Annotated in this window: 27 protein-coding genes; 14 read left to right on the forward strand and 13 right to left on the reverse strand. The window is 37.0% G+C overall.

Annotated elements, in window-relative coordinates; genetic code table 11:
- Window positions 1–9 precede the first annotated feature (9 nt).
- Window positions 10–783, forward strand: coding sequence for an ABC transporter substrate-binding protein (locus tag B5X53_RS03195; protein ID WP_079711802.1), 774 nt, complete (start codon window positions 10–12; stop codon window positions 781–783).
- On the opposite strand, the gene B5X53_RS03200 is transcribed toward B5X53_RS03195, so the two are convergent.
- The 3 genes from B5X53_RS03200 to purU form a co-directional block, all read right to left on the reverse strand.
- Window positions 780–962: a Lacal_2735 family protein gene (locus B5X53_RS03200; RefSeq protein ID WP_079712072.1), complete on the reverse strand. Its 183-nt coding sequence runs from the start codon at window positions 960–962 to the stop codon at window positions 780–782. The genes B5X53_RS03195 and B5X53_RS03200 overlap by 4 nt on opposite strands.
- A gap of 127 nt (window positions 963–1,089) precedes the next feature.
- On the reverse strand, window positions 1,090–1,797 hold the full coding sequence (locus B5X53_RS03205; protein ID WP_079711803.1) for a DUF4197 domain-containing protein: 708 nt from the start codon (window positions 1,795–1,797) through the stop codon (window positions 1,090–1,092).
- A gap of 62 nt (window positions 1,798–1,859) precedes the next feature.
- On the reverse strand, window positions 1,860–2,711 hold the full coding sequence (gene purU / locus B5X53_RS03210; RefSeq protein ID WP_079711804.1) for a formyltetrahydrofolate deformylase: 852 nt from the start codon (window positions 2,709–2,711) through the stop codon (window positions 1,860–1,862).
- 141 nt (window positions 2,712–2,852) lie between these two features.
- Between purU and B5X53_RS03215 the strand changes: the two genes are divergently transcribed.
- Window positions 2,853–6,308, forward strand: coding sequence for a methylmalonyl-CoA mutase family protein (locus tag B5X53_RS03215; RefSeq protein WP_079711805.1), 3,456 nt, complete (start codon window positions 2,853–2,855; stop codon window positions 6,306–6,308).
- Here B5X53_RS03215 and B5X53_RS19110 read toward each other — a convergent pair.
- Window positions 6,232–6,654, reverse strand: a complete 423-nt coding sequence (locus tag B5X53_RS19110) for a hypothetical protein (protein ID WP_198550748.1) — start codon at window positions 6,652–6,654, stop codon at window positions 6,232–6,234. The two genes, B5X53_RS03215 and B5X53_RS19110, sit on opposite strands and share 77 nt — an antisense overlap.
- Entirely contained in the window at window positions 6,618–6,995 is a 378-nt protein-coding gene (locus B5X53_RS03220; protein WP_198550749.1) for a hypothetical protein, read from the reverse strand. Before B5X53_RS03220 ends, B5X53_RS19110 begins: the two co-directional genes overlap by 37 nt.
- Window positions 6,996–7,104: 109 nt before the next feature.
- Between B5X53_RS03220 and B5X53_RS03225 the strand changes: the two genes are divergently transcribed.
- The gene (locus B5X53_RS03225; protein ID WP_079711806.1) at window positions 7,105–7,716 is read left to right on the forward strand and encodes a MarC family protein; all 612 of its coding nucleotides are present in this window, start codon (window positions 7,105–7,107) and stop codon (window positions 7,714–7,716) included.
- Between the two features lie 17 nt (window positions 7,717–7,733).
- On the opposite strand, the gene B5X53_RS03230 is transcribed toward B5X53_RS03225, so the two are convergent.
- Window positions 7,734–8,138, reverse strand: coding sequence for a hypothetical protein (locus tag B5X53_RS03230; RefSeq protein WP_079711807.1), 405 nt, complete (start codon window positions 8,136–8,138; stop codon window positions 7,734–7,736).
- 117 nt (window positions 8,139–8,255) lie between these two features.
- On the opposite strand from B5X53_RS03230, the gene B5X53_RS03235 reads away from it, so the two are divergent.
- The 3 genes from B5X53_RS03235 to B5X53_RS03245 all read left to right on the forward strand — a co-directional run bounded on the left by B5X53_RS03235 (window position 8,256) and on the right by B5X53_RS03245 (window position 10,646).
- On the forward strand, window positions 8,256–8,705 hold the full coding sequence (locus tag B5X53_RS03235) for an Lrp/AsnC family transcriptional regulator (protein ID WP_079711808.1): 450 nt from the start codon (window positions 8,256–8,258) through the stop codon (window positions 8,703–8,705).
- A gap of 217 nt (window positions 8,706–8,922) precedes the next feature.
- The gene (locus tag B5X53_RS03240) at window positions 8,923–9,117 is read left to right on the forward strand and encodes a DUF1328 domain-containing protein (RefSeq protein WP_079711809.1); all 195 of its coding nucleotides are present in this window, start codon (window positions 8,923–8,925) and stop codon (window positions 9,115–9,117) included.
- Window positions 9,118–9,221: 104 nt separating this feature from the next.
- Entirely contained in the window at window positions 9,222–10,646 is a 1,425-nt protein-coding gene (locus B5X53_RS03245; protein ID WP_079711810.1) for an alpha/beta hydrolase family protein, read from the forward strand.
- Between the two features lie 213 nt (window positions 10,647–10,859).
- Here B5X53_RS03245 and B5X53_RS03250 read toward each other — a convergent pair whose 3' ends face one another.
- From B5X53_RS03250 to B5X53_RS03270, 5 genes are all read right to left on the reverse strand, one after another.
- The gene (locus tag B5X53_RS03250; RefSeq protein ID WP_079711811.1) at window positions 10,860–11,975 is read right to left on the reverse strand and encodes a porin; all 1,116 of its coding nucleotides are present in this window, start codon (window positions 11,973–11,975) and stop codon (window positions 10,860–10,862) included.
- A gap of 111 nt (window positions 11,976–12,086) precedes the next feature.
- Window positions 12,087–13,328: an ammonium transporter gene (locus tag B5X53_RS03255; protein WP_079711812.1), complete on the reverse strand. Its 1,242-nt coding sequence runs from the start codon at window positions 13,326–13,328 to the stop codon at window positions 12,087–12,089.
- 32 nt (window positions 13,329–13,360) lie between these two features.
- Complete coding sequence (locus B5X53_RS03260; protein WP_079711813.1) at window positions 13,361–13,699, reverse strand: P-II family nitrogen regulator; 339 nt, start codon at window positions 13,697–13,699, stop codon at window positions 13,361–13,363.
- Window positions 13,700–13,868: 169 nt separating this feature from the next.
- Window positions 13,869–14,243: a fluoride efflux transporter CrcB gene (gene crcB / locus B5X53_RS03265; protein ID WP_079711814.1), complete on the reverse strand. Its 375-nt coding sequence runs from the start codon at window positions 14,241–14,243 to the stop codon at window positions 13,869–13,871.
- Between the two features lie 6 nt (window positions 14,244–14,249).
- Entirely contained in the window at window positions 14,250–15,281 is a 1,032-nt protein-coding gene (locus B5X53_RS03270) for an SRPBCC family protein (RefSeq protein ID WP_079711815.1), read from the reverse strand.
- Between the two features lie 437 nt (window positions 15,282–15,718).
- Here B5X53_RS03270 and B5X53_RS03280 point away from each other — a divergent pair, with 437 nt between their 5' ends.
- On the forward strand, window positions 15,719–16,747 hold the full coding sequence (locus tag B5X53_RS03280; protein WP_079711817.1) for a Gmad2 immunoglobulin-like domain-containing protein: 1,029 nt from the start codon (window positions 15,719–15,721) through the stop codon (window positions 16,745–16,747).
- A gap of 115 nt (window positions 16,748–16,862) precedes the next feature.
- On the opposite strand, the gene B5X53_RS03285 is transcribed toward B5X53_RS03280, so the two are convergent.
- Complete coding sequence (locus tag B5X53_RS03285) at window positions 16,863–17,930, reverse strand: branched-chain amino acid aminotransferase (RefSeq protein WP_079711818.1); 1,068 nt, start codon at window positions 17,928–17,930, stop codon at window positions 16,863–16,865.
- A 103-nt stretch (window positions 17,931–18,033) separates the two neighbouring features.
- Here B5X53_RS03285 and B5X53_RS03290 point away from each other — a divergent pair, with 103 nt between their 5' ends.
- The 3 genes from B5X53_RS03290 to B5X53_RS03300 all read left to right on the forward strand — a co-directional run bounded on the left by B5X53_RS03290 (window position 18,034) and on the right by B5X53_RS03300 (window position 20,189).
- The gene (locus B5X53_RS03290) at window positions 18,034–18,540 is read left to right on the forward strand and encodes a DUF4920 domain-containing protein (RefSeq protein WP_079711819.1); all 507 of its coding nucleotides are present in this window, start codon (window positions 18,034–18,036) and stop codon (window positions 18,538–18,540) included.
- A 1-nt stretch (window position 18,541) separates the two neighbouring features.
- Entirely contained in the window at window positions 18,542–19,216 is a 675-nt protein-coding gene (mnmD, locus tag B5X53_RS03295; RefSeq protein ID WP_079711820.1) for a tRNA (5-methylaminomethyl-2-thiouridine)(34)-methyltransferase MnmC2, read from the forward strand.
- A 70-nt stretch (window positions 19,217–19,286) separates the two neighbouring features.
- The gene (locus B5X53_RS03300; protein ID WP_079711821.1) at window positions 19,287–20,189 is read left to right on the forward strand and encodes a TIGR01777 family oxidoreductase; all 903 of its coding nucleotides are present in this window, start codon (window positions 19,287–19,289) and stop codon (window positions 20,187–20,189) included.
- Between the two features lie 70 nt (window positions 20,190–20,259).
- Here B5X53_RS03300 and B5X53_RS03305 read toward each other — a convergent pair whose 3' ends face one another.
- A complete protein-coding gene (locus tag B5X53_RS03305; protein ID WP_079711823.1) occupies window positions 20,260–20,928 on the reverse strand; it encodes a YceI family protein in 669 nt (222 codons plus the stop codon).
- A 171-nt stretch (window positions 20,929–21,099) separates the two neighbouring features.
- On the opposite strand from B5X53_RS03305, the gene B5X53_RS03310 reads away from it, so the two are divergent.
- The 4 genes from B5X53_RS03310 (at window position 21,100) to B5X53_RS03325 (ending at window position 25,369) form a co-directional block, all read left to right on the forward strand.
- Window positions 21,100–21,693 carry a nucleotide exchange factor GrpE gene (locus B5X53_RS03310; RefSeq protein WP_079711824.1) on the forward strand — a complete coding sequence of 198 codons (594 nt, stop codon included), beginning with the start codon at window positions 21,100–21,102 and terminating at the stop codon, window positions 21,691–21,693.
- Between the two features lie 30 nt (window positions 21,694–21,723).
- A complete protein-coding gene (gene dnaJ, locus B5X53_RS03315) occupies window positions 21,724–22,851 on the forward strand; it encodes a molecular chaperone DnaJ (protein WP_079711825.1) in 1,128 nt (375 codons plus the stop codon).
- 303 nt (window positions 22,852–23,154) lie between these two features.
- A complete protein-coding gene (locus B5X53_RS03320) occupies window positions 23,155–24,084 on the forward strand; it encodes an ABC transporter ATP-binding protein (RefSeq protein WP_079711826.1) in 930 nt (309 codons plus the stop codon).
- Entirely contained in the window at window positions 24,077–25,369 is a 1,293-nt protein-coding gene (locus B5X53_RS03325; protein ID WP_079711827.1) for an ABC transporter permease, read from the forward strand. Before B5X53_RS03320 ends, B5X53_RS03325 begins: the two co-directional genes overlap by 8 nt.

Raw genomic sequence — 25,369 nt, forward strand, 5'->3', positions numbered from 1 at the left:
ATATTCACAATGGAAGTTAAGGATCAACTGCAAAGAAAAATTAACCTTCCCGACGTTCCAAAACGAATAATCTCATTAGTACCCAGCCAAACCGAGTTGCTTATAGATTTAGGACTGGAAGAAAATCTCGTTGGCGTTACTAAGTTCTGCGTTCATCCCAAATATCTTCGGAAAATCAAAACTATTGTGGGTGGTACAAAGCAGGTGAAAATTGAAAAAATCAAAGTTCTTGAGCCTGATATTATTCTCTGCAATAAAGAAGAAAATACGAAAGAAATGGTGGAGGAGTTGGAAGAAATTGCTCCAGTTCACGTGTCAGATATTGTGAAACTTGAAGATGCTTTTGAATTAATGCTTCAATATGGAGATATCTTTGACAAAGAAGCTTTGGCAGAAACCATAGTGTCTTCTGTAGAGAAAAAAATAGCCTTGTTCCAGGAACAAATCAAAGATAAACCGAAAAAAAAAGTAGCATATTTTATCTGGAAAAAGCCTTTAATGGTGGCGGGAAAAGACACTTTTATAGACGAACTTTTAAAGTTGAATAAGTTTGAAAATGTATTCAAAGAGTCTCGCTATCCCGAAACTTCTTTTGAAGAATTAAAAGCCAAAAATCCTGATTTATTATTGCTTTCTTCAGAACCATATCCATTCAAGGAAAAGCATAAAGAATATTTTTCAGAATTAAATATTGAAATTCAACTTGTAGATGGGGAATACTTTAGCTGGTACGGGTCCAGGCTGGCAGGAGCAATAGATTATTTTAAAAAGCTTAGAAGCTAATAATCTATTTTATCATATTTCATTCTTCTAAGTTCTCTAAGAATAGATTTTGCACGAGCATTTAGTCGGTCACTTTCCTCTTTATCGGTAAGCGCCAACTTGTAAGCTTTGTGCATAAGGTGAGTATACTTATCACACAGGCATTCTTCTGTAGATTTTGTTTCAAAGATTTTGAACATAAGTCTGTTTTCGTCTTTGATACAAAGATAGGAGCCCGGACCGCAAAGGATTGCTAAGTCGGCGTTAATGTTCATGTAAAAAACCTTTTTTCCGGGCTTTAAATGTTAAAAAATTAGAGAAAGCCTTTTAATATTGGTTGTCTTGCAAGGCAAATACACGTTTTAAAAGATTTGTAGTTCTGGCAGAAGTCTTTTCCCTGATTTCTTTTTCTTCCACAGCTATCATAGTGTAAACTCCTTGAAGCGCTTCCTGAGTTACATAATCTGCAAGGTCTGGGTTAACATTGTTGGTTAGTGGTAAGCTGTTATAACGATTAATAATATTGGTCCAAACCTCTGTAGCGCCCACTTTTTCCAATGAACTGGTCACAACCGGATTAAATTTACTATAAAGTGGCTCTTCGGTTTTTCCGGTAAGATACATTGTAGCTGCATTATCCTGACCTAATAAAATATTTCTTGCATCGTTGAATGTGATTTCCCGAACAGCATTTACAAAAATTGGAGTAGCTTCTTTTACTGCTTCTTCCGCAGCACGATTTAATACCTTTAAGCCTTGATCTGCCAAAGCGTCCAGGCCAACATCACGAAGGGTTTTATCGACCTTTTGCAGTTCTGCAGGTAAAGTAATTCTTACTAATTCATTACTGTAAAAACCGTTTTCTTCAGTTAGTTTTGTTACTTGTTTCTCAATTCCCATATCTAAAGCCTGGCGCAAACCTGTAGCTATTTCGGTATTACTAACACCGGTTTGCGGATAATTTTCTGCGATAGTTTGTAGTTCTGCACAGGAAGAGAAAATAAATATGCTTAAAATAAGGGTAATCTTTTTCATAGAATGATTTTTTACAAATGTACCATTTTTGCGCAGAAACCACTTGGACGGGAAAACAGCTGTTAAGTAAAAACTATAGTTTTGTTATTGAAAACTAATGTTTTTCTTTCAATATGATATTTTACTCCTTTGGCTAAGACAATTTTTTCCAGGTCTCTTCCTTTAAAAATAAGGTCTTTAATTGAATGGCTATGTGAAATTCGGGTAATATCCTGTTCAATTATGGGGCCTCCATCTAGCTCTTCAGTTACGTAATGACTGGTAGCTCCAATTATTTTTACACCTCGCTTGTAGGCCAGATGGTATGGTTTAGCTCCGGCAAATGCAGGTAGGAATGAGTGATGAATATTAATGATTCGATTGGGAAAAGCTGTTATTAAAGACTTTGGAATTATCTGCATATACCTGGCCAGGACAATAAAATCTACTTTTTCTTTTTGAAGCAATTCAAGCTGGAATTCAGCAGCTTTTTCTTTAGTCTGGGCCGTTACGGGGATATGATGAAACGGAATTCCAAAATTTTGTGCTACTTGCTCAAGGTCTTTATGATTGCTAATAATTAAAGGTATAATCACCTTTAGTTCGTTTGATTTATACCTGCTTAAAATATCATACAGGCAATGGTCGTATTTAGAAACGAAAACGGCCATTCTGGGTGTTGTATTTGCTGAGTACATTTCCCAGGACATATTATATTTTTCAGCTACAGTTTCCTTAAATTCATCTTTGGTGGCGCTAATATTGGTTTCCGCATTAAACTCGCATTCCAGACGCATAAAGAAAACAGTATTTTCTACATCTACATACTGATCTATATAAATAATATTGCCCTGCTTTTTATAAAAGAAGGATGTGACGTGAGCAATAATTCCTGAAGTGTCAGGGCAATATATAAGAAGCGTAATTTTTGACATAGCAGGATTTTATAAAAATAAAATTAAGCATTTTGGGCTGTTTCATCAGACCTTAATTTAGAATTATATTAATATCATGGAAGGCTATTGAGAATTACAATTTTCGTAAATTGCAGTACCAAAAACACGATATCATTACAAATGGAACAACAAAAACCATATACGCCTAAAAATAAAATAAGAATCGTTACCGCAGCTTCGCTTTTTGACGGGCACGATGCGGCTATAAACATTATGCGCCGAATCATCCAATCTACAGGAGTTGAAGTAATTCACCTTGGCCACGATCGTAGTGTAGATGAGGTGGTGAATTGCGCTATCCAGGAAGATGCGCAGGCAATCGCAATGACTTCCTATCAGGGCGGTCACACCGAATATTTTAAGTATATGTACGATTTGCTTCAGGAGAAAAATGCAGGCCATATTGCTATTTTTGGCGGTGGTGGCGGAGTAATTCTTCCAGAGGAAATCAAAGAATTGATGGATTACGGGATTACCCGAATTTACGCTCCGGACGATGGTCGTGAAATGGGACTCCAGGGAATGATTAACGATATGGTGAAGCGGGTGGATACTGAAACTCGCGATTTAGTTCAAGAAAAATCTGTTGCGGATGATTTAAAAGATAAAAATGTAAATACCATCTCAAGGCTTATTTCGCTTGCTGAAAATAAACATGATTCTTTTCTGAAACATTTTGAACCAATAAGAAGAGAAACCGAAAATAGTAAAATTCCGGTTCTGGGAATTACAGGAACCGGTGGTTCCGGAAAATCCAGTTTAGTAGATGAATTAGTCCGCCGATTCTTAACCGATTTTTCTGAAAAAAATATTGGAATTATTTCGGTAGATCCTTCTAAAAGAAAAACCGGCGGCGCTTTACTGGGAGACAGAATTAGAATGAATGCTATAAACAATGAACACGTTTATATGCGTTCCCTGGCTACGCGCCAGTCTAATCTTGCACTTTCCAAACACGTGGCAGAGGCCGTGGAGATTTTAAAAGCAGCTGAATTCGATTTGATTATTCTGGAAACATCGGGAATTGGCCAGAGTGATACTGAAATTATGGACCATTCTGATGTTGCACTATATGTAATGACGCCTGAATTTGGCGCAGCAACTCAGTTGGAGAAAATCGATATGCTGGATTTCGCAGATTTGGTGGCTATAAATAAATTCGATAAACGCGGGGCACAGGATGCCTTGCGTGATGTAAAGAAACAATATCAGCGTAATCACCAGTTATGGCATGAAGATCCTGATAAATTACCGGTTTTTGGAACTATCGCCTCTCAGTTTAACGATCCTGGGATGAACACCCTGTACCGTCAAATTATGGATACTATTGCCGATAAAACTAAAGCTGATTTAAATTCCACTTTTGAGATTTCTGCGGAAATGAGCGAGAAAATCTTCGTAATTCCGCCGAAACGAACACGTTATCTTTCAGAAATTGCGGAAAATAACAGAAGTTATGATGAAAAAGCTGCAACCCAGGCTGAAGTAGCTCAAAAACTCTACGGGGTTTTTAAAACTATTGAGTCGGTTTCAGGTTTAGATATGACTAATAATCAATCCCAATATTTAGAAAAACACGGCGTTAACCAGGATGAGATTAACGACTTTACAGAAGATTCTCGAAAGGATTTTTTAAAGTTACTTTTTGCAGAATTTGATCGTGTAAAAATGGATCTTGATCCTTATAACTGGGAAGTGATACAGAGCTGGCAGGAAAAAGTTACCAGATATGTAGAGCCGGTTTATTCGTTTAAAGTTCGGGATAAAGAGATCAAGATAGATACGTATACCGAATCGCTTTCACATTCTCAAATTCCAAAGGTTTCATTACCTAAATATAAAGCCTGGGGAGATATTTTAAAATGGTGTCTCCAGGAAAATGTTCCGGGAGAATTTCCATATACTGCAGGGCTTTATCCATTTAAACGCCAGGGTGAAGATCCTACGAGGATGTTTGCCGGGGAAGGTGGACCGGAGCGCACTAATCGCCGTTTTCATTATGTAAGTATGGGCTTGCCTGCAAAAAGGCTTTCCACCGCGTTCGATTCGGTTACCCTTTACGGAAACGATCCAGATGAACGTCCCGATATTTACGGGAAGATTGGTAATTCTGGGGTTTCTATTTGCTGTTTGGATGATGCTAAAAAACTCTATTCTGGGTTTGATCTGGCAGATGCGATGACCTCGGTAAGTATGACCATTAATGGCCCTGCGCCTATGTTGCTGGGGTTCTTTATGAATGCCGCCATAGATCAGCAATGTGAGAAATACATCAAGAAAAACGGACTGGAAAATAAGGTTGAAGCAAAATATAAAGAACTCTATGATGACAACGGGTTAGATCGTCCGGTTTATCGTGGTGATCAACCAGAAGGTAATAACGGACTCGGATTGATGCTTTTAGGCCTTACCGGAGACCAGGTGTTACCTGCAGAGGTTTATAAAGAAATAAAAGATCAAACCATTAGCGTTGTTCGTGGAACAGTGCAGGCTGATATTTTAAAGGAAGACCAGGCGCAAAATACCTGTATTTTTTCTACGGAATTCGCATTGCGTTTAATGGGTGATGTTCAGGAATATTTTATTAAAGAAAAAGTAAGAAATTTTTATTCGGTTTCAATTTCAGGATATCATATTGCTGAAGCCGGTGCAAATGCTATAACTCAGTTAGCCTTTACGCTGGCTAATGGTTTCACTTACGTGGAATATTATTTAAGCCGGGGAATGGATATCAATAAATTTGGTCCTAATCTTTCGTTTTTCTTTTCTAACGGAATTGACCCAGAATACGCCGTAATAGGAAGAGTAGCCAGAAAAATTTGGTCAAAGGCACTGAAATATAAATACGGTGCAAACCCGAGAGCGCAAATGTTGAAATACCATATCCAGACTTCCGGAAGATCTTTACACGCCCAGGAAATAGATTTTAATGACATTAGAACTACGCTTCAGGCGTTGTATGCAATTTATGACAACTGTAATTCCCTACACACTAATGCTTATGATGAAGCAATTACAACACCTACTGAGGCTTCGGTAAGAAGGGCAATGGCAATCCAGTTAATCATCAATAAAGAGCTGGGACTTGCGAAAAATGAGAATCCAATCCAGGGCTCTTTCATTATTGAAGAGTTAACCGACCTTGTGGAAGAAGCCGTGTTAACCGAGTTTGACCGTATCACAGAAAGAGGCGGCGTTCTTGGCGCCATGGAAACTATGTACCAACGTGGGAAAATTCAAGAGGAAAGTCTGCATTACGAAACCTTGAAACATAATGGTGATTACCCGATTATTGGTGTAAATACCTTTTTAAGTTCAACAGGTTCGCCGACGGTTACACCGGGCGAAGTAATAAGGGCAACAGAAGAGGAAAAACAACATCAGCTTAAGACTCTGAATACGCTTCACAAAGCCAAAGAAGATTCAGCTGAAGAAGCTTTAGAGAAAATCAGAGAAGCTTCCATCAAAAATGAAAATATTTTCAAGGAACTAATGGAAGCTACCAAAGTTTGTTCTCTTGGCCAAATAACCAAAGCGATGTTTGAGGTAGGTGGGCAGTATAGGAGGAATATGTAAGCAGGGAGCCACTTTTCAAAGCTTTTTGCTTTGGAAAGTGTGCGAATCGCTTATCGCGATGAGCACAGCGATATTGGGATCTTCTTGAGATACATGTTTTTTTAAGCAAACTAATGTTAACAGGTTCCCTTACTCCTGATGACGAAGTCTCATCGGGATTTTTGTTAATCAGTAAAATATAAAAAGCAAACCCAACTTTTCCTAAATTATTCAGTTCGTCTTCTCCTAAAGGATTATCAAATGGAATATCATCATCTGTATCTTTATCGTCGTAATCAATCCCGGGCGGATTGAACAATCCCCAACGATCTATGATGTAATTCCACTTGTCAAAGTTTTTACCCATTCGGCAAAAAGTACCCTGAATTCTTCAATGGTATCCCTTAAAAGATCCAGGTATTCAGTTTCTTTAAAATCTTCAGCAAAAAAATGATTGCAGGACACAAAAATATCCCGTTCACTTTTCCGAATTATCGTGGCATTTTCCATCCGGATATCATAAAGATCGGCTCCTTCGGCCCCGGCAATTTTAGAGGGTAGTTTTAAAGCATCGGCCATCATAAAATCGCCGGTACTCTTTAGCATTTCATTTTCTTTCGGTATTAATTCAATAATCCGGTGTACCATATTTAGAATTTCTTCAGCTTTTTGATAAAGCGGGAGCTCTCTGTATTTATCAAGTTCCATAATGCTTAAAAAATTTTATCTTTTTTATTGGGCAGGGCTAAAATTCAGATTAGTTTTGCAGCTTCTAAAATTTAACCTGTAACTTCGTAAGTGCCAAAAATATAAATCTATGGAAAATATCTGGTTATATGCCATAGGTGCGTTTACCGCATTTTTCGCGATTAACAATCCCGTGGGGAATATTCCTATATTTCTGAGCCTTACCAAACAGGCCGACGGGAAAAGAAAGCGTTTTATTTCTAAAAAAGCGACCTTCACGGCTTTTGTAATTGTTACAGGATTTATACTGTTGGGAAAATACATATTTCAACTATTCGGCCTAACAATTCCGGCCTTTAAAATTACCGGTGGAATCCTTGTGTTTTTTGTAGGTTTTGAAATGATTAGAGCGCAACAGTCCAGTATAGATAACCAGACCGAAATTGACTTTAACGAAGGGATCTCAATTTCTCCACTGGCAATTCCAATTCTGGCCGGGCCGGGAACTATTGTAACTGCAATGAATTACACTACAACGGCCAGTTATATAGATATGGCTATTATTGTGGCTATGTTTGGATTAATTATGGTTTTAAATCACCTGGCATTTATTTCCAGTGATTATTTGGTGCGGTTTATTGGGCAAAATAAGATTATTGTAATCGAGAAGATTATGGGGCTAATAATTGCAATTATTGGAACCAATATGCTAATTGAAGGAATTAAAATCGCCTTCTTTTAATTCTTTAAAACTGAAGATTATACTTTTCTAATTTGCTGAATCCAATCGGTAATCATCTTGTCGAAAATATGAATTTCCTTCTTAAGTAAATTTAGAAATTCATGTTCTTTAGCTCCTGAAAATTCGAGGTTTTTACAGAGTAATTTTAGACTTTTACTCGCTTTTTTAATATTTCTAATTCGTTCTAAACGCGAGCCTGAACTTTTTGCCGTGGCTACTGAAGCTATCCCGGGAGCAAGCTGAAGTGATTCAGATACCAGGTCTCCGGCATACCGGTCTTTTGGACAGGCCGAAAATCCCATTTCAACAACGTGCTTATCCTGGGTGAAATGCACCGCCATGGCCCTGGAAAGTTTAAAGATTTCCAGCGCTTTCCGGTAAATCGGCATTTGATAAGTGTTATTTGGAAAAGCCTGCGACATTTTTATTTTAATTTCAGCATAAAATTAAAGAGAAATTAAATAGCTTATCTTTGTATGTTAATCTCAAATATAGATTTTACCTTTAATTTAAAGGTAATTTAATGTTAAAACTTAAATATGCAAGTAGATGAACTTAACTGGGCAATCTTACTGAGATTGCAGGAAAACGCCCGATACTCTTTTGCAGAAATTGGTCGGGAAGTTGGCTTAAGCTCGCCGGCCGTGGCAGAAAGGGTCAAGAAAATGGAAGATGCCGGGATAATAAAAGGCTACAAAACACAGATTTCTTATCATAAAGCAGGTTACCAATTGAAAGCGATTATTACGCTTAGGGCTTTTATGGGGAGGCTAAAACCATTTTTAGAAAAAGTAAAAGAATTTAAAGAAGTAAATAATTGTTATCGCATTACCGGAAACGAAAATATAATTATGGAAGTGGTTCTTCGAGACCAGGTTCATCTGGAAGAATTTATTGATAAACTTATTACATACGGGGAGACAAAAACCCATATAGTGCTCTCCCAGGTAGTGGATTTCGCCGCCATAAATAAGAGTAGAGTAAAATGATCTTAAATTTTATTAAAGCATTACTTCCTTCTCATTTCAAACTCATCAATTTTCAATAATAAAAAATTAGAAAATCGTTAAATCCACCTGCTTTTTTACGGGTTTTTAACGGAATTCTCAGCCTCATATTTGTTTTAGTTAAAGTATAGCAAATTGTAATTTTGTTAATACCATTACGACTATACTATAGCTATTTTTACCAAAAAGAAATTACATTATGAGAAAGTATAGTACATTATATCTAATCGTAGCTGCCTTAACGGGTGCGATAGGATTTTCCGGATTAAATTTTGCCGGTATTGAAGTAGTGAGGGTGTTGTTTTTAATCTTTGCAGACTTACTTGTAGTCTCTTTAGTTGCGCGTTTGCTTTTTAGAAACGACAACCTGAGATTACAACGAATCAAAAAATAGAATCTTTCACCTATATAATTATTTAGCCTTCATCTATGGATGAGGGCTTTTTTATGCACGATCTTTGATATCTATGCTTATATTTATATTAATTATTTGATATTATGATGAAAAGGATACCATTTTTAATATTGCTTTTTACTTTTATTTTTCAGTTTAGCAATGCCCAGGAAATAGAACTTCCACTTGGTAAAATTGTAGATTCTATTCCAACTGCAGATACCACGGCGAGCAGTTTTGCTTTATATCTGCCAAAAAATTTTAATGAAAAGGAAAAATGGCCGGTAATTTTCGTTTTTGATCACGAGGGCAGGGGGAGAGCAACCACCCAGCTTTTTAGAACAGTGGCGGAAGAACAGTCTTATATAATTGCTTCATCCAATTTGAATTTAAAAGACGATTCTTTAAAAAATAATCTGAATAAAATAGGTCCGTTTATAAATCAGGTAGACGGTATGTTGCCTATAGATCGGGAACAGGTTTATGTTGCCGGCCTTTCAGCGGGAGGACAATTAGCTACGGCACTGCCTTTTCTTTACAATAATATTTCCGGGGTGTTGGCGGTAGAAAATGCCTGGATAAATACCGAATATTTAAATACCAACAATAAGTTTATATTTAGCGCAGTGGCCTGCGATAGTAATAATTCAATGTTTGTCTTAGAGGAAATTGAAAATTATCTTGACAGTAAAAAGTTTCCGACTGAATTAAATTTTTATACCTGTGAAGAAGTTGTAGAATGGCCAGATGCCGATATTGTTAGAAATGCTGTGGCCGGGTTTACACTTAATGCGATGAATGAAGGAAAGAGGACTAAAGATATAGAATTAGTAAAAGAACTTTTTGATGCTGAAGTAGAATATGCCGAAGTTTTAAGACGTACCCGAAATTACTATCAGGCTTTTGAAAAACTAAAGCAAATAGAAGATAAGTATGATGATTTTGAGATAGATGTAGATTTACGCTATCAAATAAGGAATATTAGAAGAAATAAAGCCTTTAAACAGCAGAGACGGGATTACCGGAATGTAGCAGCATCAGAAGAAGCTAAACAGGAAGAATATTTGTACTATATGGAAACCGATGTGGTGACGTCAAACTTTGAAAATGTAGGGTGGTGGGCTTCCCAGGTGGAGGAATTAAAAGAAAACGAAGAAAAATTTAGTGGTCCCAAACAAAAAATGGCCAGCAGGCTCCAGGGTTTTCTTGATAATTTAAGTAAGAATTATTACGATAGCTATGTGGATTCACAGGCTACGCCGCGGTCTAAAGTTTTTGTGAGCGTGCTTAGAACTATATTTGACAGGGAAGATCCTGCGGCTTATTTAAATATCATTAAAATTGCCGGCCATGATGGCGATCACGAAACCGCCCTTTTATATCTTGAAGATTTACTGAAAACCGGATTTGACGATATGGAAGCTTTATATGATATAGAAGGTATTTTAGATCTTAAAGTAAGTGAAGCTTATAACGAGAAAATCAGGGAATACCTGGGAGAAGCAAAATATTATAAAGCTGAAGGTTAAAAAGAATAAAATAATTTGAAGTGAAACTTATTAATTGCGAAACCACCAACTCCGGCGGACGGTATTCAGACTTAAGGATACCGGAGGGTGATTCCAATTTGTAAATCTTTTTATGGCATAATCCTTTCTATGCTTATAAGGTACTTAGTTCTCCGTTTCATAATCATTTAAAAATAGCCGTTTAAGACGGAGATAAAATTTCAAGTATCTGCTTTAAAAGGCGTAAATCGCAGCCAGAACAAAAGAGGAAAGATTATCGGTTCCTTCTAAATCAGAGTTTACAAAAACCGGCGATGCTGTATTAGAAACTTTATCTAATCGTAGCTCTGGTTTTATGGTTAAGCTTCCAACATTATAACTGCCGGTTAACGTGAAATCTATTGCTTCTGCATCTGCACCGTAAACTGGGCCGCCATCTTCTAATTCTTTAAAATATTCGGCTCTTAAACCAATTGCAAAACTATCAGAAGTTTGAATTTGTGGATATAGTGCAGCACCATAGAATCCTTCTCCATCTGTAGTATTGTAAGTGGTATTAAACCCTAAATAGAAAGCATCGCTAAAATCCCATCCTGTTGTTAAATCTATTTGAAAGGTAGCTTCGTCTGAAAGTGGCATTTGTTCACCATAAATCAGGTTTAAAAAAGCACTTCCTTCCCCGGTTGAATAGCCAAGTTGGCCTCCAAAAGAATATTTTCCGTAAGGATTAAATTCTGTCCAATCTGTTGGATTCATTACAGCTAGCATTGCACTCCAATTATCATCAATGGTAAAATCGGCTCTTATTCCGGTATGGGAAAATGGGCCGTAAGAGAACATATATGATGTAGAATAATTGAAGTTGGCAGCCGGAGAAATTACCTCATAGCCCAGGAAAGTATTAAAATTACCCATCGTTAGAGTCACCGCGTCTGAAACATTCCAATACACATATAATTGGTTCACAATATTACTGGGTGCTGCTGAGGCAAAAACCGCATCTTCCCCACGCGGACCAAATACCAGGTCGGCTACAAATCCTACTTTTTCCCCTTCATACCCTAAAATTACATTGGCCATCCCAATGGCAAAACCGGGATCGTTTGCGAAAGAAGAAGCGGGTGCCTGCGGGGCTGCAATTATTTCACCCGCATCATTATATTCGTACTTATTTAATCCATTAAAATTAGTTCTAAAATAGGTGTCTACAGAGCCACTTATACTAAAATTTGACATAAAGCTTTCAACTTCAGTTGTTTCAGCTTCCTGAGCCTTTAGGCTAGAACTTAGTCCAAAGCATATCCCTATAAGGAATAATTTTTGGATATTTGCAATAGTAAATTTTTTCATAATAAAAAGTCTTGTTTAATGAGTTGAAATGTGTTGAGCAAAGCTTTATGAGAGGTTTACTTTTATAGGGAGCGCTCCGCCAAGCGCTCCTTTCTTTATATAAAAATTAATTTATCTTTCTTGAACTGTCCCAAATTCGGCATAGGCATCCATACCGTGCTCGTGAGCATCCAGGCCTTCAGTTTCCTCTTTTTCTTCCATTCTTAATCCCATTGTGGCTTTAATAATTGAAAGGATACCGAAAGCTGTAATACAACAGAAGGCACCAATTATCCCTACGCCCGCCAGCTGTATAAGTAGTTGATTAAAACCGGCCAAACTTCCAAAAATTCCTACCGCCAGAGTTCCCCAAATACCACAAGCAAGGTGAACAGCCACGGCACCAACAGGATCATCTAATTTAAGTTTTTCAACCAGGGCAACACCTAACACAATAACTCCACCGGCAACAAGGCCAATAAGTACGGCGTCTAATGGAGACATAAGGTCTGCTCCTGCAGTAATACCTACAAGCCCTCCTAATATTCCGTTTAGGAACATGGTAAGATCATAGTTTTTATAAGCGATTGTTGAGACCACGAAGGCGGAAATTCCACCGGCTGCGGCAGCAAGACAGGTTGTTACCAATGTAATAGAAGTCAAAGAAGGATCGGCTGAAAGTACAGAACCACCATTAAAACCAAACCAGCCTAACCAAAGAATAAATACTCCCGCAGTGGCCAGAGGAATATTATGGCCGGGAATTGCGTGGGATTGTCCGTCTTTACCAAATTTTCCTAAACGAGCTCCCAACAAATAAATAGCTATTAAAGCTGCCCAACCTCCTACAGAATGAACAAGGGTAGAACCTGCAAAATCGTAAAAGCCAAGTCCGTCTAAGAACCCGCCGCCCCATTTCCAGGATCCAACAATAGGGTAAACAATTGTGATATATATCACAGAAAATAGCATAAAACTTCCCAGTTTAATCCGTTCCGCAACTGCTCCAGAAACTATTGTAGCTGCAGTAGCCGCAAACATTCCCTGGAAAAGAAAATCTGTCCAGTAAGTATAGCCTTCGTTATAAGCTAAGTCTAAAGAACCGTCCGCCACTGGAGCGCTTAATCCAAAAAGGTCGAAGAAATAATCAGGAATAATTCCGGCAATAAAAGAACCGGGGTACATTAGGTTGAATCCTATAATAGCATAGGTAAGTAGCCCGGCGCAAATTATAAATACGTTTTTAAATAGGATGTTAATGGCGTTTTTTTGCCTGGTAAGCCCAACTTCAAGCAGGGAGAAACCCAGGTGCATAAAAAACACCAGCGCGGTGCACACCATCATCCAAACATTATTAGTAGTAAGTAATTCCATAAAAGTATTTTTTATAATGAGTTGATTAGTTTTTAAGAAAGCGAGTCGGTGCCTTTCTCTTTAGTTCTTATGCGATAGGCTTCTTCTACCGGAGAGACAAATATCTTCCCGTCACCAACAGAGCCTGTGTGTGCAGCTTTTAGAATGGTTGCAACGGTACTGTCAACATTTTCATCTGATACTACCAGTGAAATTTTTCGTCTCTGAATATCGCTGGTGCTATAAGAAACTCCTCGATAAACATGACCTTGTTTTTCGTTACCTACCCCGGTAACATCCCAATAGCTAAAAAAATTAACTTCGGTCTCATGAAGTGCTTTCTTAACTTCATCAAACGTAGATTTTCTAATAATGGCTTCTATTTTTTTCATAAAAACTTGATTTTGATGATGTAAATGTATAAAAATATCATAACACCCATTAAAAAATAGGGTCATATGCTAAATAAATGTGAAATAAATAAAAACAACCCCTAAAATTTTAGGGGTTGTTTTAAATTATATAGGTGTTTTGATTAGTTTCTAATTTTTTGACGAGGGACTAGGTGAATTTTGAGAGAAAAAGACCTAAAAAGACAGCCAAAATTCCCAGAATAATGCTTCCGAAGGTGTAAAAGAAGAAATTTAGATAATCTCCGGAACGTAAAAGCGCCTGATTTTCAAAAGCGAAACTCGAAAAGGTAGTAAAGCCGCCACAGAACCCAACGGCAAGGAATAATACAATATTAGACGAGAAAAAATCTGATTTAGCTGCGATTCCAAGGATTATACCCAGAAGTAAGCTTCCGAGAATATTTACAGTGAAAGTACCAAAAGGAATAAATGCAGTTTCCAAATTTAAACTCTTACTGATGAGGTAGCGCAATACACTGCCAAGTCCGCCACCCAAAAAAATCAATAATAGTTGTTTAAGCATATTTGTTTATTTAACCGGAATATAAAGATGCGTAATCCATTTTGCAGGGTTGGCCACTTTCTCTGGAGAAGTTAAATGCACTTCAAAATTTTTTGCTTCTTCAGCGATTTCAAGATCGTATTCTTCAATGTAGTTATAAGCAGTATCCCAGGCTTCTTTTAAATTTTTATAGTCTCCTTTCAAGGTAGTTTTTAGTACTTTCTGGTTCGGTAAAAATCCGGTTAAAATCTCACTTTCTGCAGGAGTAATTACTTCGCTTGGGGTGAATATTCCGGCGGAAAAAATTACGTTTCCAGAATTTTCATTCCATTCATTATAAAGTACAAACGGATTTCCGCTTTTCTCAATTCCGTTTTCATCCATATAAGTAGAAACTTCAGAAAACATAGAAGACATTTTTTCATCTACCTGGCTTATTTTGCTGGCAGTAGTAGTGTACATATAATAACCGCCCCCGTGCTGAATAACTCCGTCTACATTAATAGCGTATTTATCCATTTTATTCAAGACAACGCTTTCCATATTGTTAAGCCCGGTTTGGAATTTAGGACGCATCATTTCGGTAATACTTTCATCCTGAAAAGTAAAGGCCAGTTTTTCCATAAAACTTTGGTTTCCTTTTATTCCCCAGGTTACTTCAGTGCCATTTTCAATTTCTTTGAATTCCCAATAAACATCGCTGGTAGTTGTGCCAAATGGAGTTTTAAAACTAATTTCCTGTTCAATTTCAGAATAAGGTTTAGCCGAAATAGTTCTTATCTCCCCATCGCCGGCGCCTTCACTTTTCCAGGAGTAAGAAGCATTATCACCGCTGGTTTTTTCTCCATATTCGATAATCATATCATCTGCTTCAGCCGACCATGGTTCCCAATTCTCCCAATTTTGAAATTCATTTACTTCCTGAAAAACCATTTCTACCGGTGCTGTAATTACTTGATTTTCTTCTACCTGGTAATCCCCATCTTTTGTAGCGATATAAATAGAGCCTGCAATTATTACAATAAGCAGTAGGAAGAATAAGTATTTTAGAATTTTCATATTGGTAGGTTTATAAGCGAAGATACTTAATTTAACATAATTAGTAACTTACTTTGAAAAGAAGCAAACTACGGATTTAAAAAGCCTTTCAGGATAAAAAGAAGGCCTATAAAGGCAAGAAATGCTACAAGAACCCAAAAACTTCCTTTATATTGTTTTCTGTGTAAAACGGTGTCTTTTTTATAACTAAATGCAATTATTATTATAAAAACAACCACAAATAAACCCGCAAAAATGAGTTGGCCGGTGCTAAACATTTTATTTAATTTTATGCAAAGTTAAGGTTTTAGGCTTAACCTGTAATTGATTTTATGTGGGAAAAAGGCAAGGTTGTAAAAGGCTCAAATTATTGTAAGCCCGATATAATGAAAGTACTCAAAAGTTGAATTTATAAATTTTAAACTAAAGCTGTTGAACTTAATTTAAAACCGAAAAATATGAAAATTTCGTTGCTTTCTATTTTATTATTACTCGGAACTTTTGGTTGTAAAAATAATCCAGAGACCGCTGAAACTTCCAGAGACCCCAAACAGTTGGATACTACAAAAACCACCAATGAAGTTCAAAAATATGTTGATAGTACCTGGAATTTTGCCCTTGAATATCCTTCAAATTTTAAAGTTTCCGAAGGCGAATTACCGGGAAACAGCAGTGTGATAAATGTTTATCCAAAGAACACTGAAATTACTGAACCGCTCTCTATTCACGAAGAACCCGATATAGCCTACATCGCTTTTTTACCTAAAGGCTTTGGCGTAGATGGGCCTTCAGGCAGACAGAAATCTATAAATGAATGGGAATCGAACCTGGATCTATCTTTTAATATCAATAAAAACGATTCCCGGGTCTACCTTTTAGAAAACGGTAAAGCCTGGGCTTATTTTTTGAAATTTTACCAGCCTCCGGAAAAATGGGATAAATACGGTGGTATTTATTTGCATTATCAAATTGAGAATTTTAAGGCTACCTGTATTTCATCTGAAGGGGAATCAAAACCTATGCAAGAATGCGATCCGCTGGCTGAAGATGAAGTGCGTCTTTCGGGAGAAATTAACGAGGAAACTAAGATGCAACTGGATAAAATTATGAGTTCTCTTTATTTTTTTAGAGAAAATGCTGAAGAGCGTACCGAACTTTCAGATCTTATAAATGTTGAAAAACCTTCGGCACATGAGCTCATTAATTCTCCTTTAAAAATTTCTGGTAAAGCTCGTGGAAATTGGTTTTTTGAAGCCGAAGCTCCCGTAAAGTTAGTCGATGGAAACTATAAAATTTTGACTAAAACTTCAATAAAAGCAAACGGGGAATGGATGACCAGCGATTTTGTTCCGTTTTCTACGGAATTATCTTTCGAGAAGATTCCGGAAGATGAAAAAGGATATTTGATCTTTGAAAAGTCAAATGCTTCAGGAAAACCTGAATTGGATAGAAAACTAACACTTCCCGTGCGTTTTCGTGAGGAATAAAATTACGCTAACCTGAACCTGTTTCAGGTTCTAATTTGAAAAAAAGTCAGACTTCCTAAAAAACCTCACAGTTTCTATATCTGTGAGGTTTAATTTTTATAAAAATCAGGAAAAACTATTTCACCTGGTATCTCCAACCGTGCTTATCTTCAGCCTGGTTGTATTGAATTTTCATTAAGCGATCTTTAAAAGATTTCCCGTAGGAATTTTCCATTTTTGGAAGCTCAAATTTTTCATTTTTATATCCAAATCCGGCAATAGGATTGATTACCGTTGCAGTACCTGAACCAAAGATCTCTTTGAGCTCACCTTCCCTGGCAGCTTCAACGATTTCAGAAACCGGCACTCTTCTAATTTCAACTTCAATATTCATGTCTTTTGCAAGATCTATCACACTTTTTCTCGTAACTCCGTCAAGGATTCTGTCACTGGTAGGAGCGGTAATGAGCTTATCGCCAATTCTAAAGAAAATATTCATTGTTCCGGCTTCTTCCAGGTAATCGTGCGTATTGGCATCGGTCCAGATTATTTGCTGGAAACCAGCTTCTTTTGCAAGATTGGTAGGGTAGAATTGCGCGGCATAGTTGCCGGCAGCTTTGGCAGCTCCCACACCCCCGTCGGCAGCACGGCTGTATTTTTCTGAAAATTGAACCCTTACTTCACCGCTGTAGTACGCCTGGGCAGGAGAACAAATAATCATAAATTTATATTTGGTTGAAGGATTGGCAGAAACACATTCTTCGGTAGCAATTACGAACGGACGAATGTAAAGCGAGTTGCCATAACCTTTTTTAATCCAGTCTTTTTCTAGTTTTAGTAATTCCTCTAATCCGTTGAAGAAAAATTCTTTTGGAAATTCAGGAATTGCCAACCTCGCGCTAGATTTATTAATTCTTTTGTGGTTTTCTTCCGGTCTAAAAAGCCAGATCTGGTCGTTTTCGTCTTTATAGGCTTTCATTCCTTCAAAAACGGCCTGGCCATAATGAAATACTTTAGCCGATGGATCTAGTTGAATAGGTCCATAAGGGGTAATTTTAGGATTTTGCCACTGGCCATTTACATAATCACACACAAACATATGATCGGTGAAAATTTCGCCAAAAACCAGTTTGTCAAAATTTACTTCTTCAATTTTAGATTTTTGGACTTTATTAATTTCGAGCTGGTCAGTATCGTATTTCATTATCATAAGTTTAGTTAACAAATTTACCTAAATTAAAACAGAATCAAAATCTAAAGTTTTGGTAAATTTGACTCCTTGCAATGTTTTAACTAAAAATAATAAAATGAGAAAAATCACTGCTATATTGGTTTTATCCTTAATATTTATTGCCTGTAAAAATGAAAAATCTAATGAAGAAGCTGAAGTTTTTGCCGAAGTCAAAACTGATTCTTATAATTCTTTTGGAACTGAAATTGATTCAGAAAATGCCATCTCATCAGCCCAAGCTCTTGAGAAATTCAATTCGCTAAAACTCGGTGATACTTTAGATTTAAAATTTACTTCAAACATAAATAGCGTTTGTAAAAAGAAAGGTTGCTGGATGATCTTAGAACTTCCTGAAGAGGAAGATGTAAGAGTAACTTTTAAAGATTACGGATTTTTTGTGCCGAAAGACAGCGAAAATACCGAGGTGATCGTACAGGGAAAAGCTTTTATAAATGAAATGTCTGTTGAAGATCAAAAGCACTATGCCGAAGATGAGGGGAAATCTGAAACTGAAATAGCCGCAATTACTTCCCTGGAGATTTCCAGGGCATTTATTGCTAATGGCGTACTTTTAAAAGAATAATTTGGAAAGAAAAATTATAAAAACCGGCGATGGATCGGTTACCATTCATTTAAGCGAATGGGATGAGCAGTACCATTCTAAACACGGTGCGATCCAGGAGGCGCAGCACGTTTTTATAAAAATGGGACTGGAATATTGGGTAGGACTTAACAAGGAGAAAAATCCCGCCATTCTGGAAATTGGTTTTGGTACTGGCCTTAATGCGTTTATCACTTTTCTTGAAGCTAAAAAACTTCAGCTGAAAATAAATTATACAGGGGTAGAGGCCTATCCGGTTTCAGCGGCCGAAATAAAGGAGCTTAATTATGCCGAAATGCTTTCTGCAGAAAATCAATTAGATTCTTTTCAGAAAATGCACGAAATTCCGTGGAATGAAAAAGTAGCTATTTCTGAAAATTTTCAGCTTGAAAAACAACAAAAACGCTTCGAAGAAATTGAAGATGCAAATCAATACGATTTGGTGTTTTTTGATGCTTTTGGCGCCAGGGTTCAACCCGAACTTTGGACAGAAGATATCTTTGCTAAAATGTTTGCAGCGATGAAAAGCAATTCAGTTTTAGTTACTTATTCTGCTAAAGGAAGTGTAAGAAGAGCTATGCAAACTGCAGGTTTCATCGTAGAAAGGCTTCCCGGCCCTCCAGGTAAACGTGAAATGTTAAGAGCATTAAAAAAGTAGGCTGTTTAGCTGTTAAATCAGTAATAAACTTTAGTAGAGGTTTATACTTGTTGCTATCTTGTAAAGAAAAATGCGAGTATTAATAACAGGAGCTACCGGTTTAATTGGATCTAAGATTAGTCGGTTGTGTCGGGAAAAAGGAATACAAGTTCATTACCTCTCTACCAGTAAAGAAAAGCTGGAAAATAAACCTGATTATAAAGGTTTTTACTGGAACCCTGACGAGAATGAAATTGATAGTAAAGCCATAGAGGGCGTTGATGCTATAATAAACCTTGTTGGGGCAAGCGTTGCGGAGCGATGGACACCAGAACAAAAGGAGAAAATCTTAAAAAGCCGTACCGAAACGGCGAATTTACTTTACACTTGTTTACAGGAAAATGAACACCAGGTAAAAAACCTGGTGTCAGCCAGTGCTATTGGGATTTACCCCAGTTCCCTTGAAAAATTATATACCGAAGAAGCCCAGGGTGTAGATGATTCTTTTATAGGAGAAGTGGTGGTAAAATGGGAAGAAGCCGTAGATAATTTCACAGACCTGGGAATTGAAGTAGCCAAAATTAGAATAGGCCTTGTCCTTGCCGAAAACGGCGGAATGCTTCAAAAATTAAAAGAACCGGTAAACTTTAATGTTGGTTCTCCGCTTGGCAATGGAAAACAATGGCAATCCTGGATTCATATAGATGATATTAGCGGGATATTTATGTTCGCTGTAGAAAATAAGTTAACCGGCGTTTATAATGCGGTAGCACCAAATCCTGTTACCAATAAAGAACTGGTGAACGAAGTAGCTTCCCAACTGGGAAAACCAGTATGGCTGCCTAATGTGCCTAAAGTGGCTCTTAAATTAGTTCTGGGAGAAATGTCCCACCTGGTTTTGTCAAGCCAATTGGTAAGTAGTGACAAAATAGAGCAGGAAGGTTATAGTTTTAAATATGTAAATCTTTCTAAAGCCCTGGAAGATTTAATTTAGGATTTAAGAGATTTTAAAGCATAAAAAAAGCTGCCAAATTTGGCAGCTTTTTTTGTATTTAATAATGTTCTTAAGCTTTAGTAGCTTTTAGGTTAACTTTTAAAGTGATATCATCACTTACAAAGTTATCTCCAAGTCCGTCAAATACAGATTTAGAACCAAAGTTCACATTCCAGTTTGTTCTGTCTATAGTGAATTCTTCACTAGTGATCTCAATACTGTCATCAGATTGGTTAATGTTAACCGGGAAAGAAACGTTTTTGGTTTCCTCTTTAATAGTAAGGTTGCCAGATAACATTTTTTGTCCGTTTTCTTCAGTAATTTCAGTTACTTCAAAAGTAGCTTCAGGATATTTTGTAGCGTTAAAGAAGTCACCTTCTTTACCTTCTACAGTTCCCATTAAATGTGCTTCAAGGTCTTTTTTATCGTCACCTTCAAGATCTGTTACAGTAATAGATTGCATATTAATCACGAAATTTCCGCTTTCAATAATGCTATCATTAGCGCTAAAAGTACCTTCAGTAAGTTTAATGGTACCGGTATGTTCACCTGTTGGTTTGCTACCTCTCCACTCAATAGTAGAAGCCGAAGTATCTACTGTAAACTCCATAGCCTCAGCTTGTGCAGTTGCTGCATCTTTAGCTTCTGAAGTTTCTGCCTTATTTTTATCGTTTTTACATCCTACAACCGCAGTTAAAAAAGCTGCAATTACAAAAGTGCTTAAAATTGATTTTCTCATTTGTGTTAAAATTTAGTTTTATTTTAGTCTGCGAAATTACATAAACATCCTATACCCTAATGCTAAATATTTACTAAATAATTTGATCAAATATTGCTTAATGACATTTTGACATTGAATCATAATTGGCAATGATTTTGACCCGTTGAGGCTGTATTAAAATACATAAAAATGAGCAACAAGAAAAAAGATATAAGAGAAGAGCAACAGGACCAACCTGTTAAAGATCAAATTGAAGATGCTATAGATGAAGCTATAGACGAGGTAGAAGGTGAAAGAGAAAATGAAGATAGCAATGAAGATTCTCCCGAATTTACTGAAGAAGAAAAGCTAAAAGAAGACCTTCAGAAGGAAAAAGATAAATTCCTGCGTCTTTTTGCGGAGTTTGAAAATTATAAAAGAAGAACCTCAAAAGAGCGTTTAGAGCTATTTAAGACTGCCAACCAGGAAGTAATGGCAGCTATGTTGCCAGTTTTGGACGATTTTGACAGGGCTTTAAAAGAAATTCGAAAATCCGGAGATAAAAATTTAGTACACGGGGTTGAGCTTATCCACAATAAATTTAAAGAAACACTTACCAGTAAAGGTCTTGAACCAATGGATGTGAAAGAAGGAGATGACTTTGATTCCGAAATCCATGAGGCTATAACTCAAATACCTGCACCTAAAGATAAGCTTAAAGGCAAGATAGTTGATGTAGTAGAGCGTGGATACAAGTTAGGGGAGCGAATTATTCGATTTCCTAAAGTAGTAACTGGCAAATAAAAGCTTTTTTAGAATTCGCAAAACGAGACCATGAAAGAAGATTATTACGACATATTAGGCATAAGTAAAGGTGCTTCAACCGCCGAGATAAAGAAAGCATACCGAAAAATGGCCATTAAGTATCACCCAGATAAGAATCCGGGAGATGCTGAGGCTGAAGAAAAGTTTAAAAAATCGGCTGAAGCTTACGAAGTACTTAGCAATGAAGATAAACGAGCCCGTTACGACAGGTTTGGCCACCAGGCATTTGAAGGTGGCGGCGGAGGCGGAGGCTTCGGCGGAATGGATATGGACGATATATTCAGCCAGTTTGGAGATATCTTTGGAGGTGGCTTCAGCGGAGGCGGAGGCTTCTCTGGTTTTGGCGGCGGTTTTGGTGGTGGCCAAAGACGTGCTAAAGGGAGCAACCTTAGAATTAGGGTGAGTCTTACTTTAGAAGAAATTGCCAATGGTGCCGAGAAAAAGATTAAGGTAAAAAGAAAAGTCCAGGCTCCTGGTACTACCTATAAAACCTGTACTACCTGTAAAGGAACCGGGCAGGTAACTCGGGTAACCAACACTATATTAGGTAGAATGCAAACGGCATCTCCCTGTACTGCGTGTAGTGGTTCTGGACAGATTATAGATCAAAAACCACCGGAGGCAGATGCGCACGGATTGGTACAAAAAGAAGAAACTGTTTCTATTAAAATTCCTTCGGGAGTTGAAGATGGAATGCAGTTAAAGGTTGCCGGTAAAGGAAACGATGCTCCAGGAAATGGAGTTCCGGGAGATTTACTGGTAGCTATTGAAGAAAAGGAACACCACAGTCTTCAACGAGAAGGAGATAACCTTCATTACGATTTGTATATAAGTTTATCTGAAGCTGTTTTAGGTTCTTCAAGAGAAATAGACACCGTAACCGGAAAAGTTAGAATAAAGGTTGAAGAAGGAGTACAATCTGGAAAAATCCTTAGACTTAGAGGAAAAGGAATAGGCAATCTTAACGGTTACGGAAAAGGAGATTTACTGGTTCACGTAAATGTTTGGACCCCTAAAAATCTAAATAACGAACAACGCGATTTCTTTGAAAGAATGGCTGAAGATGAGAACTTCCAGCCGAATCCGGAGAAAAGCGATAAGTCATTCTTTGAAAAAGTTAAAGATATGTTTTCTTAGAACCCCGGTTTTAAGAAAAAATTTATATATTTGATTATCACTAAGTCTTTTAGTGATAATTTTTCTTTTTCATAGCAATTTTTTTCCCATCCTTAATTTATTAAGGGTGGGTTTTGTTTTTTAGAGAAGTCCGGAAATTATAATTTCTTCTTAATCGAAAACATCTCTCGAGTGATTTCAATATATTTACTCATCAGCTTAGATAGAGTAACATTTGGATTTAGAGTCTTAAATGTTCTATAGTTCTAAACAATACCTTGGGGTTGTTCCAGGGTATTTTATTTTTTTTACCAGCACTTTTATATGGAAAATCTTTTAGTAGCAGAAAATATCTACAAACAATTTGGCAATTTTACTGCACTAAATAATGTCTCAATCGCCATCCCGCGTGGTAGCATTTTTGGACTTTTAGGTCCAAACGGCGCAGGGAAAACTACTTTACTACGTATTATTAACCAAATTACCATGCCTGATAAGGGCCGGGTTTATTTAGATGGAAAACCTTTGCATCCCAACGATATTGCCCATATTGGGTATTTACCGGAAGAACGCGGACTTTACAAATCTATGAAAGTTGGGGAGCAGGCACTTTACCTCGCTCGATTAAAAGGACTTTCTAAGGCTGAAGCTAAAGAACGCCTGGAATACTGGTTCAAAAAGTTGCAAATTGAAGGCTGGTGGGACAAAAAGATCCAGGAGCTTTCTAAAGGAATGGCACAAAAAGTTCAGTTTATTATAACTGTTTTACACAGGCCTAAATTGTTGATTTTTGACGAACCTTTCAGTGGATTTGATCCCGTAAACGCCGGTTTAATTAAGAACGAAATACTTCAGCTGAAAGAAGAAGGTGCGACTATACTTTTTTCTACCCACCGAATGGAAAGTGTAGAGGAATTATGTGATTATATGGCTTTGATTCACTTATCGAATAAATTATTAGACGGAAAAGTTTCAGAAATAAAGCGGGAATATAAATCCAACACCTATGAAGTAGGTCTGGAAAGTGAAAATGATACCGCACTTTTAGCAGAGTTAAAAGAGAAATTTGTGATTGGTAATACTAATTTTAAAAGTATTAATGATGATCTAAAATTAACTATTCAGCTTAAAGAAGGAGAGACACCCAACCAACTTTTAGATTATCTTCTTGGCAAGGCCAGGATAAATCATTTTGTAGAAGTTATTCCATCAGTAAACGATATTTTTATAAAAACCGTAACTCAACATGCGTAATTTAAAGCTTATAATTCAGCGGGAATATTTGGCGCGGGTAAGGAATAAAACCTTCATTATAATGACTTTTTTAAGTCCGCTAATTTTGGTAGGAATGTTTGCGCTAATCGCTTATTTAAGTATGCTGAATAGCAGCGAGCAACGCATTATAGGTTTATTTGATGAAACTGAAATGTTTGCTTCAGAATTTAAAGACCAGGAACAGGTTCAATATTTAGACCTTTCAGGGAAAACCTTTGAGGAAGCAAAACAAATGGTAAATGAACAGGATTATTACGGGCTCATTTACATTCCTGAAAATATTAATAATGACCTGGAAGGCGTGCAGTTTTTTGGAAAAGAATCTCCCGGTTTGGGGACTATTCAGGCTATAGAAAAAACTATTGCCGACAGACTTACTCGCGAAGAACTTATTGAACGCGGTATTGATGTAAACCAGTTAAACGAAGCCAAAACCGAGGTAAGGATTGAAATCCAGAATTTCTCTGGAGAACGCACTTCCAAAATGTCTAACTATATAAAGATGTTTTTTGGAGGTGCAGCGGGCTATTTATTGATGATGTTTATTATCATTTATGGCAATATGGTAATGCGCAGTGTAATCGAAGAAAAAACGAACCGGATTATTGAGATTATTGTTTCTTCGGTAAAACCAATTCAGCTTATGATGGGAAAGGTTTTAGGCACCTCTTTAGCGGGAATTACACAATTTACAATTTGGGTAGTACTGGCGGGAGTTTTAGCAATGACCTCCTTTTACGTGTTAGGCATTGATATTTTTACTGTTCAGAAATCACAATTAGAGACGGTTGAGCAAATTGCACAACCCGAAATAGCGCAGCTGGTAATGGATGTGCTTAATTTACCAATTCTTAAATTAATTATATTTTTCCTTATTTATTTTATTGGTGGTTATTTTCTTTACAGTTCTATTTACGCTGCAATTGGTGCTGCTGTAGATAGTGAAACCGATACCCAGCAATTTATGTTTCCAGTAATTCTACCTTTAATGTTAGGTATTTATGTAGGTTTCTTTTCGGTAATAGAAAATCCGCATGGGACCGTATCTACTATTTTTTCCATGGTACCGCTTACTTCCCCAATAGTTATGTTAATGCGTATTCCTTTTGGAGTGCCATGGTGGGAACTGGCAATTTCGGTAGCGCTTTTAATAATTACCAATTTTATAGTAATTTGGATAGCGGCTAAAATTTATAGGGTAGGAATTCTTATGTATGGTAAAAAAGCCAGTTACAAAGAACTATTCAAATGGCTCAAATATTAG

The sequence above is a fragment of the Salegentibacter salinarum genome, assembly GCF_900168115.1.
In the GTDB taxonomy this organism is placed as follows: domain Bacteria; phylum Bacteroidota; class Bacteroidia; order Flavobacteriales; family Flavobacteriaceae; genus Salegentibacter; species Salegentibacter salinarum.

Bases quoted from the DNA above. Each gene is read 5' to 3' on its own strand.
- B5X53_RS03240 (WP_079711809.1), top strand. From the start codon at position 8,923: ATGAGAAAGTATAGTACATTATATCTAATCGTAGCTGCCTTAACGGGT.
- crcB (WP_079711814.1), bottom strand. From the start codon at position 14,243: ATGCTTAAACAACTATTATTGATTTTTTTGGGTGGCGGACTTGGCAGT.
- B5X53_RS03215 (WP_079711805.1), top strand. From the start codon at position 2,853: ATGGAACAACAAAAACCATATACGCCTAAAAATAAAATAAGAATCGTT.
- B5X53_RS19110 (WP_198550748.1), bottom strand. From the start codon at position 6,654: ATGGGTAAAAACTTTGACAAGTGGAATTACATCATAGATCGTTGGGGA.
- B5X53_RS03255 (WP_079711812.1), bottom strand. From the start codon at position 13,328: ATGGAATTACTTACTACTAATAATGTTTGGATGATGGTGTGCACCGCG.
- B5X53_RS03235 (WP_079711808.1), top strand. From the start codon at position 8,256: ATGCAAGTAGATGAACTTAACTGGGCAATCTTACTGAGATTGCAGGAA.
- purU (WP_079711804.1), bottom strand. From the start codon at position 2,711: ATGTCAAAAATTACGCTTCTTATATATTGCCCTGACACTTCAGGAATT.
- B5X53_RS03195 (WP_079711802.1), top strand. From the start codon at position 10: ATGGAAGTTAAGGATCAACTGCAAAGAAAAATTAACCTTCCCGACGTT.
- B5X53_RS03270 (WP_079711815.1), bottom strand. From the start codon at position 15,281: ATGAAAATTCTAAAATACTTATTCTTCCTACTGCTTATTGTAATAATT.
- B5X53_RS03205 (WP_079711803.1), bottom strand. From the start codon at position 1,797: ATGAAAAAGATTACCCTTATTTTAAGCATATTTATTTTCTCTTCCTGT.
- B5X53_RS03200 (WP_079712072.1), bottom strand. From the start codon at position 962: ATGTTCAAAATCTTTGAAACAAAATCTACAGAAGAATGCCTGTGTGAT.
- B5X53_RS03260 (WP_079711813.1), bottom strand. From the start codon at position 13,699: ATGAAAAAAATAGAAGCCATTATTAGAAAATCTACGTTTGATGAAGTT.
- B5X53_RS03230 (WP_079711807.1), bottom strand. From the start codon at position 8,138: ATGTCGCAGGCTTTTCCAAATAACACTTATCAAATGCCGATTTACCGG.
- B5X53_RS03220 (WP_198550749.1), bottom strand. From the start codon at position 6,995: ATGGAACTTGATAAATACAGAGAGCTCCCGCTTTATCAAAAAGCTGAA.
- B5X53_RS03245 (WP_079711810.1), top strand. From the start codon at position 9,222: ATGATGAAAAGGATACCATTTTTAATATTGCTTTTTACTTTTATTTTT.
- B5X53_RS03305 (WP_079711823.1), bottom strand. From the start codon at position 20,928: ATGAGAAAATCAATTTTAAGCACTTTTGTAATTGCAGCTTTTTTAACT.
- dnaJ (WP_079711825.1), top strand. From the start codon at position 21,724: ATGAAAGAAGATTATTACGACATATTAGGCATAAGTAAAGGTGCTTCA.
- B5X53_RS03280 (WP_079711817.1), top strand. From the start codon at position 15,719: ATGAAAATTTCGTTGCTTTCTATTTTATTATTACTCGGAACTTTTGGT.
- B5X53_RS03290 (WP_079711819.1), top strand. From the start codon at position 18,034: ATGAGAAAAATCACTGCTATATTGGTTTTATCCTTAATATTTATTGCC.
- B5X53_RS03300 (WP_079711821.1), top strand. From the start codon at position 19,287: ATGCGAGTATTAATAACAGGAGCTACCGGTTTAATTGGATCTAAGATT.
- B5X53_RS03325 (WP_079711827.1), top strand. From the start codon at position 24,077: ATGCGTAATTTAAAGCTTATAATTCAGCGGGAATATTTGGCGCGGGTA.
- B5X53_RS03310 (WP_079711824.1), top strand. From the start codon at position 21,100: ATGAGCAACAAGAAAAAAGATATAAGAGAAGAGCAACAGGACCAACCT.
- B5X53_RS03250 (WP_079711811.1), bottom strand. From the start codon at position 11,975: ATGAAAAAATTTACTATTGCAAATATCCAAAAATTATTCCTTATAGGG.
- B5X53_RS03285 (WP_079711818.1), bottom strand. From the start codon at position 17,930: ATGAAATACGATACTGACCAGCTCGAAATTAATAAAGTCCAAAAATCT.
- B5X53_RS03320 (WP_079711826.1), top strand. From the start codon at position 23,155: ATGGAAAATCTTTTAGTAGCAGAAAATATCTACAAACAATTTGGCAAT.
- B5X53_RS03225 (WP_079711806.1), top strand. From the start codon at position 7,105: ATGGAAAATATCTGGTTATATGCCATAGGTGCGTTTACCGCATTTTTC.